The organism is Pseudoalteromonas apostichopi (assembly GCF_030297135.1).
GTDB classification, from domain to species: Bacteria; Pseudomonadota; Gammaproteobacteria; order Enterobacterales; family Alteromonadaceae; genus Pseudoalteromonas; species Pseudoalteromonas apostichopi.
The window spans coordinates 2,705,664-2,721,104 of sequence record NZ_AP028065.1 but is presented as its reverse complement, the minus strand read 5'-3'; the positions used below and the strand labels follow the sequence as shown (position 1 = coordinate 2,721,104).

15 protein-coding genes are annotated in these 15,441 nt (G+C 38.3%); all 15 read right to left on the bottom strand.

The window, feature by feature from the left end; genetic code table 11:
- Nucleotide 1 precedes the first annotated feature (1 nt).
- The 15 genes from pseG to flgL all read right to left on the bottom strand — a co-directional run bounded on the left by pseG (nt 2) and on the right by flgL (nt 15,439).
- Nucleotides 2-1,564 (bottom strand): UDP-2,4-diacetamido-2,4,6-trideoxy-beta-L-altropyranose hydrolase, encoded by a 1,563-nt coding sequence (gene pseG, locus QUE86_RS12310; protein ID WP_286257523.1) that lies wholly within the window; start codon nt 1,562-1,564, stop codon nt 2-4.
- On the bottom strand, nt 1,551-1,802 hold the full coding sequence (locus QUE86_RS12305; RefSeq protein WP_240701325.1) for a phosphopantetheine-binding protein: 252 nt from the start codon (nt 1,800-1,802) through the stop codon (nt 1,551-1,553). Before QUE86_RS12305 ends, pseG begins: the two co-directional genes overlap by 14 nt.
- Before the next feature lie 5 nt (nt 1,803-1,807).
- The gene (gene pseI, locus QUE86_RS12300; RefSeq protein ID WP_286257520.1) at nt 1,808-2,845 is read right to left on the bottom strand and encodes a pseudaminic acid synthase; all 1,038 of its coding nucleotides are present in this window, start codon (nt 2,843-2,845) and stop codon (nt 1,808-1,810) included.
- A 1-nt stretch (nt 2,846) separates the two neighbouring features.
- Nucleotides 2,847-3,617 (bottom strand): cytidylyltransferase domain-containing protein, encoded by a 771-nt coding sequence (locus tag QUE86_RS12295; protein WP_286257519.1) that lies wholly within the window; start codon nt 3,615-3,617, stop codon nt 2,847-2,849.
- A gap of 1 nt (nt 3,618) precedes the next feature.
- Nucleotides 3,619-4,107 carry a GNAT family N-acetyltransferase gene (locus QUE86_RS12290; protein ID WP_130052090.1) on the bottom strand — a complete coding sequence of 163 codons (489 nt, stop codon included), beginning with the start codon at nt 4,105-4,107 and terminating at the stop codon, nt 3,619-3,621.
- A 1-nt stretch (nt 4,108) separates the two neighbouring features.
- Complete coding sequence (locus QUE86_RS12285; protein WP_286257515.1) at nt 4,109-5,467, bottom strand: aminotransferase class III-fold pyridoxal phosphate-dependent enzyme; 1,359 nt, start codon at nt 5,465-5,467, stop codon at nt 4,109-4,111.
- Between the two features lie 99 nt (nt 5,468-5,566).
- Nucleotides 5,567-7,645 (bottom strand): motility associated factor glycosyltransferase family protein, encoded by a 2,079-nt coding sequence (locus QUE86_RS12280; RefSeq protein WP_286257513.1) that lies wholly within the window; start codon nt 7,643-7,645, stop codon nt 5,567-5,569.
- 7 nt (nt 7,646-7,652) lie between these two features.
- Nucleotides 7,653-7,952 carry a hypothetical protein gene (locus QUE86_RS12275; RefSeq protein WP_286257512.1) on the bottom strand — a complete coding sequence of 100 codons (300 nt, stop codon included), beginning with the start codon at nt 7,950-7,952 and terminating at the stop codon, nt 7,653-7,655.
- Nucleotides 7,942-8,370, bottom strand: a complete 429-nt coding sequence (gene fliS / locus QUE86_RS12270) for a flagellar export chaperone FliS (RefSeq protein ID WP_286257510.1) — start codon at nt 8,368-8,370, stop codon at nt 7,942-7,944. Before fliS ends, QUE86_RS12275 begins: the two co-directional genes overlap by 11 nt.
- Nucleotides 8,371-8,408: 38 nt before the next feature.
- Entirely contained in the window at nt 8,409-9,815 is a 1,407-nt protein-coding gene (gene fliD, locus QUE86_RS12265; protein WP_286257508.1) for a flagellar filament capping protein FliD, read from the bottom strand.
- Between the two features lie 25 nt (nt 9,816-9,840).
- Nucleotides 9,841-10,263 carry a flagellar protein FlaG gene (locus QUE86_RS12260; protein ID WP_286257506.1) on the bottom strand — a complete coding sequence of 141 codons (423 nt, stop codon included), beginning with the start codon at nt 10,261-10,263 and terminating at the stop codon, nt 9,841-9,843.
- Nucleotides 10,264-10,349: 86 nt separating this feature from the next.
- On the bottom strand, nt 10,350-11,321 hold the full coding sequence (locus QUE86_RS12255; protein ID WP_105175247.1) for a flagellin N-terminal helical domain-containing protein: 972 nt from the start codon (nt 11,319-11,321) through the stop codon (nt 10,350-10,352).
- A gap of 162 nt (nt 11,322-11,483) precedes the next feature.
- The gene (locus QUE86_RS12250; protein ID WP_286257503.1) at nt 11,484-12,458 is read right to left on the bottom strand and encodes a flagellin N-terminal helical domain-containing protein; all 975 of its coding nucleotides are present in this window, start codon (nt 12,456-12,458) and stop codon (nt 11,484-11,486) included.
- A 429-nt stretch (nt 12,459-12,887) separates the two neighbouring features.
- Nucleotides 12,888-13,859 carry a flagellin N-terminal helical domain-containing protein gene (locus QUE86_RS12245; RefSeq protein ID WP_286257500.1) on the bottom strand — a complete coding sequence of 324 codons (972 nt, stop codon included), beginning with the start codon at nt 13,857-13,859 and terminating at the stop codon, nt 12,888-12,890.
- A 347-nt stretch (nt 13,860-14,206) separates the two neighbouring features.
- Entirely contained in the window at nt 14,207-15,439 is a 1,233-nt protein-coding gene (flgL, locus tag QUE86_RS12240; RefSeq protein WP_286257498.1) for a flagellar hook-associated protein FlgL, read from the bottom strand.
- Nucleotides 15,440-15,441: the final 2 nt, after the last annotated feature.

Here is a 15,441-nt window from a genome sequence, read left to right as displayed (position 1 = left end):
CTCACCCTTTTCCTACAAAATTAAAATCATCAATCGAAGCATTTGGAAATAAATGCTGGGTCACTGCCATTTTTTTCGCATCCCCTGCAATAGATTTAAATCCTGCTCGCTGATTAAGCAAATTTACAAACTTATTTTCTTTATTAATAACGGCTACCCACATTGCATCTGGGTATGTTTGCTCAGTCTCTTTTAGTTGCCAATCTAATACTAGTTGAGCATGGGCAAAATTAACATCGTCACTTGCTGCAAACCAGCCACCTATTAAATAATTTTGCTGTTCTATTTCATACAATTGATGCCAAACGTAAAGTAACGGCTTGCCTTTCACTTCCATAACATAAGAGTCGCGTCGATTAGCAAACCACCAGCAATAATGATCAAGTTGATCGATATCTTTTGTGATCGTCATTCGCCAAGCATTGTTCGGTAAGTTTCTCGCTGCCAAATAGCGGTTTATGTCCTGATCAACCACTCGCCTTAACGTGATTGTGTCGGTTAAATGCTGATACTGGCTTGCAATTAGATTGTTATTGGCTTGAGTAATCTGGCTAGAAGCGAGTTCTGAAGTAATTAACTTAGCAACACGACTTGCACCTTCGCCATCAATTTTTACCGCAACGTTTTCACGCATTAGGTGGATACGTTCTATATTTTGTAGCATTGCTAAAATTAGCTTTAAAACCTGTTCTGGCGGATAGTCAATTAAGTTTGCGATATGGAAATAATGCCCCAAATCATCTAATGCAGCTTGTTGATTTTCTTGATTCTTTGCGATTGAGAACGTTAACGCAGGGGTTTTAGTCGCAGCCAGCTCATACAAGGACGTGCCTAAAGCGCCAACAAACAAGGTACAGCTTTTATAGTAGTTTGCTAAACAACTAGGTGCTGCAATTAAATTTAATTGTGAGTGACCTAAAGCTAACTCATGTAGCTGAGTAACGGATGTAGCATTAGGGCCTATAATTAGATTAACTTTATACTCTGGCGCTGTTTCAAGAATTAATCGTATGATTTCAGTAAGCTGTTTCCAATCGCCACCACCGCCGAGAGAAAACATAAGCTCTTTATTTGAGCGCTCTGTTTGCACGCAGTTTCGATAAGCCCTAGACAGCATCGAAAAATCAGGACCAAGTAAAAAGTGTTGTGATTCAAGTGCAGTACTTTGATAACGCGACGAAGTCTTTTCAGCATTCCATTTACTATCGATAACCAGCTCTGCTAAATGATCTCTTTCAAGATCATCAACCGCAATAATCGATGGCACATGTTTAGCCATCTCTGATTCCCATTCAATATTAAAACGATAGCTATCAATAATTAATTTATCAATAATGAGCTGTTGCTCGTTGAAAAGCTGAACACAGTTAGCCGCATCTTCTATCTGTGTTTTTGCATAGGGTAATAAATGTATATTTCCGAGTTCTTTAGTTAAATGATGCGACAATTGTGTATCGACTAAAAAAACAACTTCTTCACCTAAACATTGCAACTCTAACGCGAGCCATTTACAACGCATAAAGTGACCCAAGCCACATAGTGTATCGACTCTAATTGCTATCATTTAACTTCACTAACGCAGTCGCTAAATTTCCTACCTTTGCATTTTCACTATCGACCATTAACTCTGGAGGAACAGCGATACCATATTCAGTTTCTAAGCTCATAATAAGGCTCAGTATCTCAAATGAGTCTAACGCTCCCGCAGCTACAAAGTCATATTCAGCAATGTCAGCATCTTCAACAAATACACCGCGTTCTAATAAAAATTGCTGGACCGATTGGATTAAGTCTTGTTTCATATCGCTCACTTTAGGTCACTCCAAGACAATTGGGTACCACAACGTAATTCTTTATTAACTGTTCGTCCAATAAGGTTTGGCAGCTCTTTTGGCATAATTTCACCGCCTCCAGGACGCATTTGTCTTAAATGCTCAGGGCTCAGCTGCTCTCCAGCTTTAATATCTTTGATAATGTAAACACAGCGACGTGCTTTTGAGGCAACAGATGGATAATCAACTTTGCCCAGTGCTTTTTCAATTTGTCTCACTCCATGGACAAGGGCCTGAAGCTCCGATGGCGTCATTGAAAAAAAGCTATCTGCAGTATTATCTGTTTTATCTAATACAAAGTGCTTTTCTATCATGCATGCACCGACGGCAACTGAAGCCAGTGGCACATCATTTCCCAGTGTGTGATCAGATAAACCAACCGGACATTCAAAAGCCTGTTGCATATGTGGGATAGTTCGCAAATTAATAGTCTCTGCAGGAGCAGGATAAGTGCTTGTACACTTCATCAATGCAAGTTCGGTAACACCCGCATCTTCAGCGACTTTCACCGCCTCAGCAATTTCAACTAACGTCGCACCACCTGTAGACATAATTACGGGTTTACCAGTAGCGGCTACATCACGAATTAATTGGTGGTCAATTAGTTCAGGTGAAGCAATTTTATAGGCTGGTGCATCTAATTGTGCTAATAAATCGACTGCCGATTTATCGAATGGTGATGAAAAACAAGTAAGTCCAAGTTTTGCTGATAGTTCAAACAGTTCCGCATGAAAATCCCAAGGCATATAGGCTGTCTTGTATAAATCATGTAAGTACTGACCTTGCCATGGACCCGTCGCTTCAAAGTGCGGAAGTTTACAATCCATGGTTAAAGTATCTGCGGTATAAGTTTGTAGCTTAATCGCATCAGCACCGGCTTCATGAGCGGCATGAACTAACTCTTTAGCTTTATTTAAACATTGGCCATGGTTAGCTGACATTTCAGCGATGATATAACAAGGGTGATCGTGCCCTACCCATGTATCTGCTATTTTAAATTCTTTCTTAAACATATTACCCAACTTGAACTTGTTCTACGTGCTCATTGATCTTAAGTATATCAGGATGAGAGCTTAGCATTTGTTTTAATTCATCAAATGTAAAATCAGTGCGGTAATTGAATAAGCTATAAATGGCTTTAATTAACTCATAATCAGCTGGCTCATCTAAAGTTAAGCGCCAATGACTGAAATCATCAACGTTCTTATAGTCAGCCACTTTCATATTTCTGCAAATAAATTGCGTCATATGTTCTTTTTCAAAATCTTCTGTTGCGCATTCAAAGGCTGATTTAAGCGCCTCAAAAGTAAACACTTCTGTATCAAAGCCATTAGGGAAACCACAGTGAGGGCCAGCCGAAATATAATCATACTCACTGCGCACACTATAAAAGTGGTCTATAACACGTGCGGTTTCAGTTAAATCAATGAGAGGACAATCACTGGTACAACGAACAATCACAGTATCTGAGTTTGCCTTTACAGACTGTGCCGCTAGGTAATAGCGATTTAATACATTGTTAGTGTCACCTTCAACGTATTTTACACCTAGTCGTTCACACAACTCAGTGATCGGTCGCTGAGTGCCATCATCTGTTGTCGCGATAATGATCTTCTCTTTAAAAGGAGCCAATCTTTCAAGCATCACTTCTAATACAGGCTTTGTTCCAAGAGGCAGCATTACCTTTTTAGGTAAACGAGATGACGTCATTCTAGCTTGAATTACAATATAAAAATCGTTGTTCAGAAGCTTTGAAACAAGCTGTTCAGTAAAAGTATTCAACAACTTAAAACTCCCATAACATTGTTAGACCGCCATCATTTCGACCATCATCTACAACTTTAAAACCTATTTTATAATAAGCCGAAACGGCAGCAGTATTTGCTGAGTCAACACCAAGCTGCATTTTAGTAATACCTAATTGCTGCTTTGCATGGCTTGCAAAACATTCAATTACTTCCTTTGCAACCCCTTTGCCATGCCACGCTTTTTCACCAATCAGAATACCCATTTCAACACAATCGCGGCTTTTTCCTTTGATGATAAACTTAATATTTCCAATATGCTCATCACTATCAAGAGTAAAAATGCCATAAAAATACACATCTTTATCTGCAAGCTGCTCTTCAATATATGCAACAAGGCCACTGTTAGACTCTGGTTTATTTAGGATGAATTCGCTAACACCTGAATTCAACCAGTTTAAATACTTAGCAGATGCATCAGCCGCTTCTAGGTATCTTAGTTTAAACCTATTTGAAGTCAGTAAGTTCATCTTAATTCAGCCTTTTAAAGCCCGAGGTTGATGGAATAACATGTGCCAGTAACTGTGGATTTTCAATCGCATCGGCTATGGCCGAAAACGCATTATCAACCGCTTTTAAATAAGTCTCAACGTGGTGCTCTTTATGCGCATACATGCAGTAAAACATATTAGTTGCTAATACACCTTGCTCTAACATTTTCTCAATAAAGTAAGATTTAAGCGTCAAAAAGTTTTCATTCTTTAAACTAAAGTGGCAAAGAGCATCAATACCAGAAACATGAATTTCAAGGCCATGCTTTTGCGCTAAACTTAGCCAGCCATCCTTAATTTTTGCACCGATTACGGCTAGATGCTCATGGACTTGGTGTTGCTCGTAATAGTTGATCGTTGCTAATGCAGCTGTAGGCCCTACTCGTTCAGTCCACATAGTGCTAGATATAAAACTAGTTTGTGCTGCATCCATCCATTTAGACTTGCCTATGACGGCAGCCATAGCATAGCCATTAGCCATTGCCTTAGAAAAAACAGCGATATCAGGATTAATACCCAGCTTCAAATGCGATCCGCCACAGTTGATCCTAAAGCCCATAGATATTTCATCAATAATTAATGGGATATTTAATCGTGCTGCAATGGCCTCAACTTGCTGCCAGTATTCTTCAGATGGGGCAAAATTTCTCATTGGCTCCATCACGATAGCTGCAAGCTCTTCACCATTTTCAGCAACTAACTGCTCTAGCGCTTCGATATCATTAAAAGGAAAAGGGAGTGCTGTTCCTGCTAGCGCTTTAGGAACACCTTTAGGTGAAAGGCCAGGAATTAAATGGTCGTTAAGATTACTATTACTTGTAACATTGGCTGATAAGTACCAATCATGCCATCCGTGATAACCACTAAAAGCAATTTTATCTTTACCTGTTGCTGCTCGTGCAATACGCACTGCTACAGTCATTGCTTCACCGCCACAACGGGCATATCTAACTTCTTCAGACCAAGGGTGTAATTCTAATAACTTCTCAGCAAGCTCAACATCTTCAGGGCAATTTAAGCTAGAACTAACCCCATTGCGAATAGAGTTAATAACCGCATCATCAACTTCATCTACCGCATAACCAAGAATATTTGCACCGATACCCGAAATAGACATATCGAGGTACTCATTACCATCAAGATCCCAAACTTGGCATCCTTTTGATTTAGCAAAATACCCTGGCCAAATATTGGTACTAAACATATCTGGTCGCTTAGAAAGCAATTGGGTTAATCCTGGAATGATACTTTTTGCCCTTTTTTGAAGAGCAATGCTGCTTGTTGTTTTTTTTGCGGTCATAATCTTAAATTCTTCTACTGAAGGGAGTGTATTATCCATTTAATATATTCAAACATTTGACTGGATGAATGAATATATCAAGCCCAAATTTTATCGTGAACCAATTAAATATAAAGATAAATTCTATTAAAAATATCTTTATTTACATAGTCGTACATTTTCTTTGTAATAGTCAGGAGCACCTTCAATAAATGAAATCCAGCAGTCAAGTGCTTTGTTGTAGTACTCTAAAATTTCCGTTTCATTACCATAATTATAAAGTAATGATACTAATAAAGACGTGGTATAAAGCACTTCACCTTCAAACAGCAAAAATACGTTTAAATATTTCGCTGAATTTTTAAAAGAATATAAATAACGAACACTTTTCAGTAGGTTGTTGAGTGCATCAGAGCGAATAGCCGTTTCTTCTTTTAGCATTTCTGCCATTGTTTTACAGAATTCTGTAAACTCTTCGAAATGAAGTAAAGGCTCAACCTCACCTAAATCGACTCTCGTAGAGAAACGGTGCTCCTTCACATACTCAACGACTGCTGATTTACTTAATGAAGTAGGTTCTAAGTAGATATAGTCAGAATGCAGAGGTGTGGCACCTTTAATTTTTGCACCGTTACTACAGTTATAAAAGTTAATCCCCTGATTTTGGAATGAATTTATTAACTTTTCCATTTGAATGTTGCCTACACTCATAAATTCATCAGTGAGTATCGTAGGAACAAAGTTTCCTGGCAGTGCGATTTGTTTACCTATCTTTAAAGGCTTATGTTCTACCTGACCTTCTTTGTTGTAATAAAAGCTCGATTTAGAGTGATGATAATCCTCATCAACATAGCCGTTATCTACACCAAAGAGGTAAATATTCTTAAAGCCAAGATGACATGCATAACTCAACGCAGTGTTACCAACCAATGGGTTACAGTAAGAAAGCACCTCAGTGATTGGTTTTCTATTAATAAATTGAGCTAAATGTACTAACTGAGTTGCAGATTCATTCCCTTTAAGACCAAACCCTGTCCAAGGAAATAAACTAGAAACTGTTGGGTGCATCACATTCGTAACAAGCAAATTCATCTTCTTACGAGCAGACTCAGGCAAAAAGTCCCGTAAGAAATCATGGGTCATCTCTGTTCTTTCTAAAGCAACATGAAAGTCAGGAATAATTCCCTTTTTAACTAGAGCCGTTGATGCTGAATTACAAGATAGAATAACGACTTTGTCTTGCAGTTTTTGTAGAAATTCTATTTCTTGGTCGAGAGATGGTCCATTCGCAATGATAACTACTGGAAATTCGGCCATCTCTTTGTTCATTGGATTTTGCACGCTCATTAGATTAAATTCATTTTCTAAATTACCAAGCGTGTGTGCGATGCCCATCATAGCGTCATCAAAAAAACCAAAACCGGTAAAAAATTGATGAAAATTAGTTTTAAACTCATCAATCCATTTATTCATTTTTTGAGATGGGTAATGTTGATAGAACCAAGTATAGCTAACAGACGCGATACCTACATTACGGCTTCTGTCATAGATATTTTTAAATACTTCGTCTTCAGATTTACCAATACCTAGGTAAAGAAAGCTACCATTTTTATCAATACTTTCTAAGATACTCTTCCATTCAGCTACAAATAAACTTGCAAAGAAGTAATCTTCGTTAGGCTCAATGATATTTATAAAACTAATTTCACGTTTTTCAATGAGTTCAGGTAAGTGATAACCAAGGCCAATACCAAACAACATTAAACTTGGCAGTTTCTCATCTAATGAGTTATTGACAGGTAAATTGGCCTTTGCTTCACCAAAAAGCTTCCCTAGATTATTCATCAAATCGATATGAATAAAATCTAACGGATTCTCTACGGATGAAATAGCTGAGTGATCGGTTTTGCCTAAAATTGGATTTTCGAGGTTTTTGTGAACTTGCTCAACAGCTTGCTTAATAGGATCTGAAGAGTACATAGGCACTCTTGTTTCATAATCAATAATATTCGCAGTGCCATTGTCGTTTAGAATAAATTGAAAGTGTTCACTTGGTTCGTATTTAAGGAATTTTTCAAAAATTTCAGGGAAATATTGCTTAAACGCTAAAAGATTTTCTTCAAACTTAGAATTTGCCTTATCCGCGAACTCTTGCTCTCTTCTTTGCTGCTCAATTGTCTCATCGATTTTATTTGAAAGGGACTCGATTTGAGCCTCAACAGAGGGGAGTTTGGTCATTTTTTACCTACTTGATACTTTTATAAACATCGAGCTTCTTTTTGGTACGTAACTGGGACGCTATCGTTTTGGCTAATGTTTTTTTTCGGTTTTCTATATTAGTCACTAAATCATTGAACTTATCATAAAATACTTGATAAGCCTCAACATTAGAATCAGCTAAGGAAGCATTTTGATCAAAATAAGCTCTTATGTCATGGTCTAATTTTTTAAAAGAAGATTCGCATTGTTCAAAATCTTCCTTGATTAATGATGAGTTGATTTGATCAATTTGCTTCTCAAAGTCAGCTAATTGATTATCCAACATTCGCGTCTACACCATTATCTAAAAGTGTTTTTTCACGAACATCGTGCGGAATGGCATCCCACGCTGACTTAATTTCTTTAAGAAGGTTAGAGACCTCAGTCACTATTTCAGGATCGTTCTTAATGCTTGCGTCTAACAACCGGTCAATCATGTATGAATATAATGCATAGAGGTTTTCAGTAACTTCTCCACCTACTTCGAAATCTAAACACCCTCTTAGCGCTTCTAAAATAGCTGATGCTTTAGATAGATGCTCACTTTTGGCTTCGTAATGTTTTTTTTCTATGGCAACTTTAGCTAGTACCATCTTTTCAATAGCGCCAGCCATCAGCATTTGAATGATTTCGTAACGGTCAGCACCTGCAATGCGAGTTTTAAGTGCTTCTTTTTGATAATTTTTAACTTTTGCGTTGTACATGGTTCACCTATATGCCTAAACAAAGAGAAAAATAACTTTTATGATGATGACTTAGTAAACCCTGGAAGACTAGATAGTTGTGCACTTAAGTACGTTTGCGTTGACTGCATTTGCGCTAACAACACATCTAAGCCCGCATATTGCTGGCGAAGCCTTGCTTCTAACTCTTCCATTCTATATTCATGATTAATAACATCATCTTCTAGGTCATCAAGTTGAGAATTTAAGTTAGTTTCTCGTTGATTCATGATTCCTTTAGAGTCTAAGTAGTTGTCAAAAAGAGACTCTAATTGTTTTGCTATACCATTTTCACCTGCAAAAGCCTTGCCAATATCATCATAATTCTCATCCATAGCTTCATTTAAGCTACGGACTAGGCTAGATTTTTCCAAGTAACCATCTTTATCAACACCTAAACCGATATCAAAGATACTTGAAAATGGACCAGCATCCGTAATAGGTGTTGAAAGTGCATTAATTAGTTGAGAGTCGAATGAACGAATTGTTGAATCTGCATTTAAAGGTTTGCCAACTCTAGTTTGCAAGCCAATTTGACCAATTAGGTTATTATAGTTCGCGATAAACTCATCAACTAGCTTGGTAACACTTTCAGTATCTACATTTACAGATAATTTTGCAGTTTCACCGTCAACACTTTGTCGCTTAGCAACAATTGTCATGTCTTGTACAGCATCTTTAAAAGTGTTGGTATCATTAACAATTGAAATACCATCCACTTTAATTTCTGCACTTTTAGCTTCATCACCGGCTGCAATAGCAATACCGCCAGCAGTAACACCATCGTTAGCAAGTGTTGAAACATTATCAAGTTCAGCTGTATCGTTAGTAATAACTAAATCATTACCATCACCTGATACATTTGATGTGAGGACTAACTTTGATTCTGTTCCTGTGTTAATGATATTCGCAGTAACGCCAAAGTTATCGTCTGAATCGTTAATTGCATCGCGTAAATCTGCTAATGTTGCCCCTGCATCAAGTGTTAAGTCAAAGCTTTTATCGCCAGCAGCAAAAGATAAAGTTCCACCAGAAGCGGTGACGACATCATCAGTTGAATTAAATAAGCCTGCATTAGATGTAGCTCGACTACCTTGAGCGAGTTCAACAACTTCAATATTGAAGTCCCCAGGTGAAATATCAGATGTTGGTGTTACTGATATCAGATCGCCATCATCACTAGTCGGTTGCTTAATGTTCGCAATACGCTTATTAAAGTTATCAATATCCGCAAGTTTTTCTATTGTATCTTGCAGCTTAGACATTGCAGATTTCACTTCGCCTAGAGAAGAAAGTTCTACCTGTAAAGACTCTTCTTTTTCAGCGAGCGCTTGTAGTTTAGGGGTATTCTCAGCTGATAGTGTCGCGCTGATGATACTTTCCAGATCAAGTCCAGAACCAACCCCAGCAGATGTAATTAATGCCATAGTAATACTCCTAAAATACTAATTGCTACGCTGTTCTATCGAACAACAAACCTTTATTGCTTAATTTATCGGCAAACTCTTCTAAAGCTTTAGCCACTTCGCGAAATTCTTCTGTTGGAATTTCTCGAATTACTTCGTCATTTTCTTTATCAAGAACTTTGATAATGGGTGGATCCCCCTCTTCATCAAATTCAAAAATTAAATTTGTTGATGTAACTGGGATATAGCTATTGAGTTTTTCAAGGTTTTGTTTTACTTCGGCAATTAGATCTTCTTTATCTTTTTGCTCATTTCTTTTTGAAACTTGTTCAATATCCACGGGCTCTCTACCAGCAATTACTGTGCCTTTATTTGCTTTAATATCATCTATTTCGGCTTTTAAATTTGCAGAATTTCCACCGGCAGTAAGGTTATCATTAGACCTTTGCGTTGAATTAAGATCTATCATAGTAACACCTCTTAATATCTTACTCGGTAAGTATAAGCCACTTCGAAGCAAATTTCCTGAGCCTGAAGTGACTTATAAAACAAATATTAGCCTAGTAGTGAAAGTGCTACTTGAGGGCGTTGATTTGCTTGGCTTAAGATTGATTGGCTAGCTTGTTGTAAGATTTGCATCTTAGTTAAGTTAGCTGTTTCAGTCGCGAAGTCTGTATCTTGGATACGTGATTTCGCAGCACTTAGGTTTTCAGAGATATTAGATTGGTTACGGATTGTTGATTGGAAACGGTTTTGAACCGCACCTAGCTCTGCACGCTTTTTATCAACTACTGCAATCATCGCATCCATACCTGCTAACACGTATTGTGCATTTGTTTGAGATGACACGCTGATTGATGTTTCTCTAAACTTAGTTTGGAAGTCACTTGTAGCGCCAATAGCTGAGCCTGCAATATCAGATACACCAGCAGCTAGCGTTGTTAAACCTTTTCCGCCTACAGCACTCGCAACACCAGCGATACCAGATAACGTAAAACCACCATTTGTAGAGATACTGTTTGTTGCAGCAGTACCACCTACGTTTTGCATACTGAAATCAATAGTTTGCACAGCATCAGCACCTACTTGGAATTTAGCATCGTAAGTACCATCAAGTAAGTTCTGGCCACCGAACGTTGTATCTTCAGCAACACGGTTAACTTCTGCAGAAAGTGAACGAATTTCTTCTTGAAGTGCTAAACGGTCTTCATCAGTATTCGAACCATTCGATGCTTGTTGTGCAAGAGTACGAATACGTTGGAACATTGACGTTACTTCGTCTAGTGCCCCCTCAGCTGTTTGCGCTAAAGAGATACCGTCGTTCGCATTTCGGTTACCTTGCGTTAAACCATTAACTTGGCTTGTTAAACGGTTAGCGATCTGCATACCAGCAGCATCGTCTTTTGCACTATTAATGCGTAAGCCTGATGAAAGGCGTTGGAAAGAAGTATCAAGTGATGTACCTGATTTACTTAACTGTCTTTGTGCGTTCAAAGAACTCACATTAGTGTTTACATATAAAGCCATATTAGCCTCCGCTTTATCATTTTATAGCTAAACAACGGGATACCCCTACCCTGCGGTTTAACCGACTTAGAGTCCTAGATTGATAGTTCTCTAACTCGTTTATCGTCTGATAAAGCGAAAGCTTTAGCTTTATTTGTAAATTTTTTTAACTAATTTTTAATTTTAGCCTTGTAACAAACTTAAAGCCGCTTGAGGTCGTTGATTTGCTTGACCTAAAATTGTTTGGCTTGCTTGTTGTAAAATTTGGTTTTTGGTCAAGTTAGCTGTTTCTAAAGCAAAGTCAGCATCTTTAATTCGTGATTTTGCTGCGCTTAAGTTTTCAGAAATATTCGCTTGGTTACGAATAGTTGATTGGAAACGGTTTTGCACAGCACCTAGCTCTGCACGCTTCTTATCAACTACCGCAATCATCGCATCCATACCAGCTAAAACATACTGTGCATTAGTCTGTGAAGATACACTAATACCTGTTTCTGTAAATTTGGTCGCAAAATCACTTGTAGCACCGACAGCTGAACCAGCAATTTCTGATACACCTGCAGCAAGTGTTGTTAAACCTTTACCACCAACAGCTGAAGCAATGCCCGCGATACCAGACATAGTAAAGCCACCATTCGCTGAAACACTGTTTGTAGCCGCTGTACTACCAACATTTTGCATACTAAAGCCAATAACCTGAACAGCGTCAGCACCTACTTGGAAGCTAGCTTTATAAGTACCATCTAATAGATTTTGACCACCAAAAGTAGTATCACTTGAAATTCGGTTTACTTCTGCAGACAGTTGACGGATCTCTTCTTGGATTGCCAGTCTATCTTCATCAGTATTCGAGCCGTTAGCGGCTTGTTGAGCAAGTGTTCTGATACGCTGAAAAGTCGATGTGATTTCATCTAATGCACCTTCAGCTGTTTGAGCAAGTGAAATACCATCATTCGCATTTCGGTTACCTTGATTCAAACCCAAAATTTGTGATTGTAGACGGTCAGAAATTTGTAAACCAGCTGCATCATCTGCTGCACTGTTAATACGTAAGCCTGATGAAAGGCGTTTAAACGAGGTATCTAAATCGCCACCTGATCTATCCAACTGTCTTTGTGCGTTTAATGCACTAACATTAGTATTTACATATAAAGCCATAATAAACTCTCTTCTTATCTGTCAAAGTTAAGTCACTTTAAAAGTGTTTTGACAAAGTGACCCTTACAGCGGCAAATCTGAGTCGCCTGGGGCAAAAAACTGCCACTTTGCTGGTTAGTTAATTAACTTAAAAGAATTAGAGCAATTAATAGGCCAACTATTAACTAAACACTAAAGAATGAGAAAAGGCTCCTACTAATAGGAGCCTTGGAAGAGATAAGTTTAAGAGTGGGTTCTTTCTCACAAACTATGGCATAATTTGTGCTATATGTTTTATGTTCTTACAAATGTTAGAACACTACTGTCAGGATTTTGAGCGCCTCCGCTTTATAATCCTATCTTAGCGCCTTTGTTAATACCCCATTAGACAAAGGCGCTTTTCTTTTGAGTCAAAGTTTTGACTTCACTTTAACTCAAATCCCCCAACTATTAACCTAGTAAGCTTAATGCCGCTTGAGGACGTTGGTTAGCTTGACTCAAGATTGTTTGGCTAGCTTGCTGTAAGATTTGCATCTTAGTTAAGTTCGCTGTTTCAGTCGCGAAGTCTGTATCTTTGATACGTGATTTCGCGGCACTTAAGTTTTCAGCAATATTCGATTGGTTACGAATTGTTGATTGGAAACGGTTTTGAACCGCACCTAGCTCTGCACGCTTTTTATCAACTACCGCAATCATCGCATCCATACCTGCTAACACGTATTGTGCATTTGTTTGAGATGACACGCTGATTGATGTTTCTCTAAACTTAGTTTGGAAGTCACTTGTAGCGCCAATAGCTGAGCCTGCAATATCAGATACACCAGCAGCTAGCGTTGTTAAACCTTTTCCGCCTACAGCACTCGCAACACCAGCGATACCAGATAACGTAAAACCACCATTTGTAGAGATACTATTTGTAGCAGCCGTACCGCCTACGTTTTGCATACTGAAGCCGATAGTTTGTACTGCATCAGCACCAACTTGGAATTTAGCATCATAAGTACCATCAAGAAGGTTTTGACCACCGAATGTTGTATCTTCAGCTACACGGTTAACCTCTGCTGATAATGAACGAATCTCTTCTTGAATCGCTAAACGGTCTTCATCTGTATTTGAACCATTCGACGCTTGTTGTGCAAGAGTACGAATACGTTGGAACATTGATGTTACTTCGTCTAGTGCACCTTCAGCTGTTTGCGCTAAAGAGATACCGTCGTTCGCGTTACGGTTACCTTGGTTAAGACCGTTGATTTGTGATGTTAAACGGTCAGAAATTTGTAGACCAGCCGCATCGTCAGCTGCGCTGTTGATACGAAGACCAGATGATAAACGCTTGAATGAAGTATCAAGTGAGTTACCAGAATTCATTAATTGTCTTTGTGCGTTTAATGAACTAACATTTGTATTTACATAAAGTGCCATGATATTTCTCCCGAAGTAAACTTATCATTTACTCTCAAACTTACTCTAATTAAGCGGTAACTGTTGTTTGTTACTCTGCTTGGTTAATTAAGTTATCGGTCCGCTCAAAAAATCCTTTAGTGAATTTTTAAACAATTTTTAAATTTTTATTTAATGCACTGTATTTAAAAGAGAAATACTTTATCTTTTTAACTAAACATGGCTTCTGGTTACCTTGAAAGCCGCTATCACGATGTGTTAATGAGAGTAAGAATACAATAAAGAGTGAGCTAAAAGCACTTTTAAAGTAGGAAGCTTAAGGTAGGTTTTGTAGGTTAAGCTTATTAACTAAGCTTAACCTACAAAAATTATAAATAATCAAATAAGGAAAGGTTAGCCAAACGGCCAAATGTTGCTTGTGCAGCTTGCAGTGATGTTTCCTGTTTGGTAAGTTCAGTAATCGCTTCAGCCATATCAAGCTCAACAAGCTCGGCTTTTGCAGCTCTGTTGCTAGTATCTAAGTCACCGTTTGATTGTTCAATTTTCTTGGCTGTATTTAAGCGACCACCCAAACCGGCCTGTACAAGTGAAACCTGATTTTTGGCATTATCGAGTTGTACAATGGCATCCGCTAAAACTTGATCAAACTCTTCCTGAGTTAAATTAGGATTGGTTAGTCCTGCTATCAGGTCATCCAAAGTATTTAACGCATTCTCTTTTTGTGGCGCTTCAAGGTCAACATCGATTTGGCCGTTTGCAACAGGCGAAACAGAAATTTCCATACCTTGATATTCAATTTTGCCGTCTTCAAAGCTGCCACTGTCAATCGTTACACCCGCTTGCTGCACAACAAATGTATTAGGTGTGCCTGTGGTAGTAATAAAGCTTAGTGTATTAGCATTTGCAGCGGCGGCAGGATCAGCGTTGTAATTTGCTTGATGGAATTTATCAAAATCAGCTTGCTCAGTCACATAAATTTTCGAGCTTGTGATACCGCCAGACACAGTGCCGTCGTTTGAGGCCACATTTAGGCGCGCATTTACTTTTTCGAATGTATCAAAACCATTGTCACTCGATTTGATTTCTACACCTTCAGCCACTTTGATTTTGTGTTGCCCCTGATCGCCGCCATATTCATAGCGACCAGACGTACTATTGTAACTATAAGAAGGGGTATTATCTTGATAGCCCGAAAAGATAAACTTACCATCTTCGGTTTTTGCATTCATTAAATCAAGAACGGTGCTTTGTAGTGCCTTAACTTCTTCAGCAATACCTTCACGGTCGATATCACTATAGGCACCATTACCTGCTTGAATAGATAAAGTATAAGCAGACTCAAGTGCACCTTTAATATTTTGCAGCACACTTTCTTCTGTCGTCAGGCGGCTATTCAACATAGTGATATTTTTTGTGAACTGTTCATTACCCTGAATGCGATCGTTATAAAGTAAAGCGCGAGCCGTTGCTGAAGGATCGTCAGCAGCAGTCAATACACGCTTTTGGGTATTAACCTGCTCTTGTGCTTTGTTTACATTTTGCTGTGAGTTAAGAATAGAGTTAAGGTTATTCTTATACATCATGTTATTTGAAATACGCATAA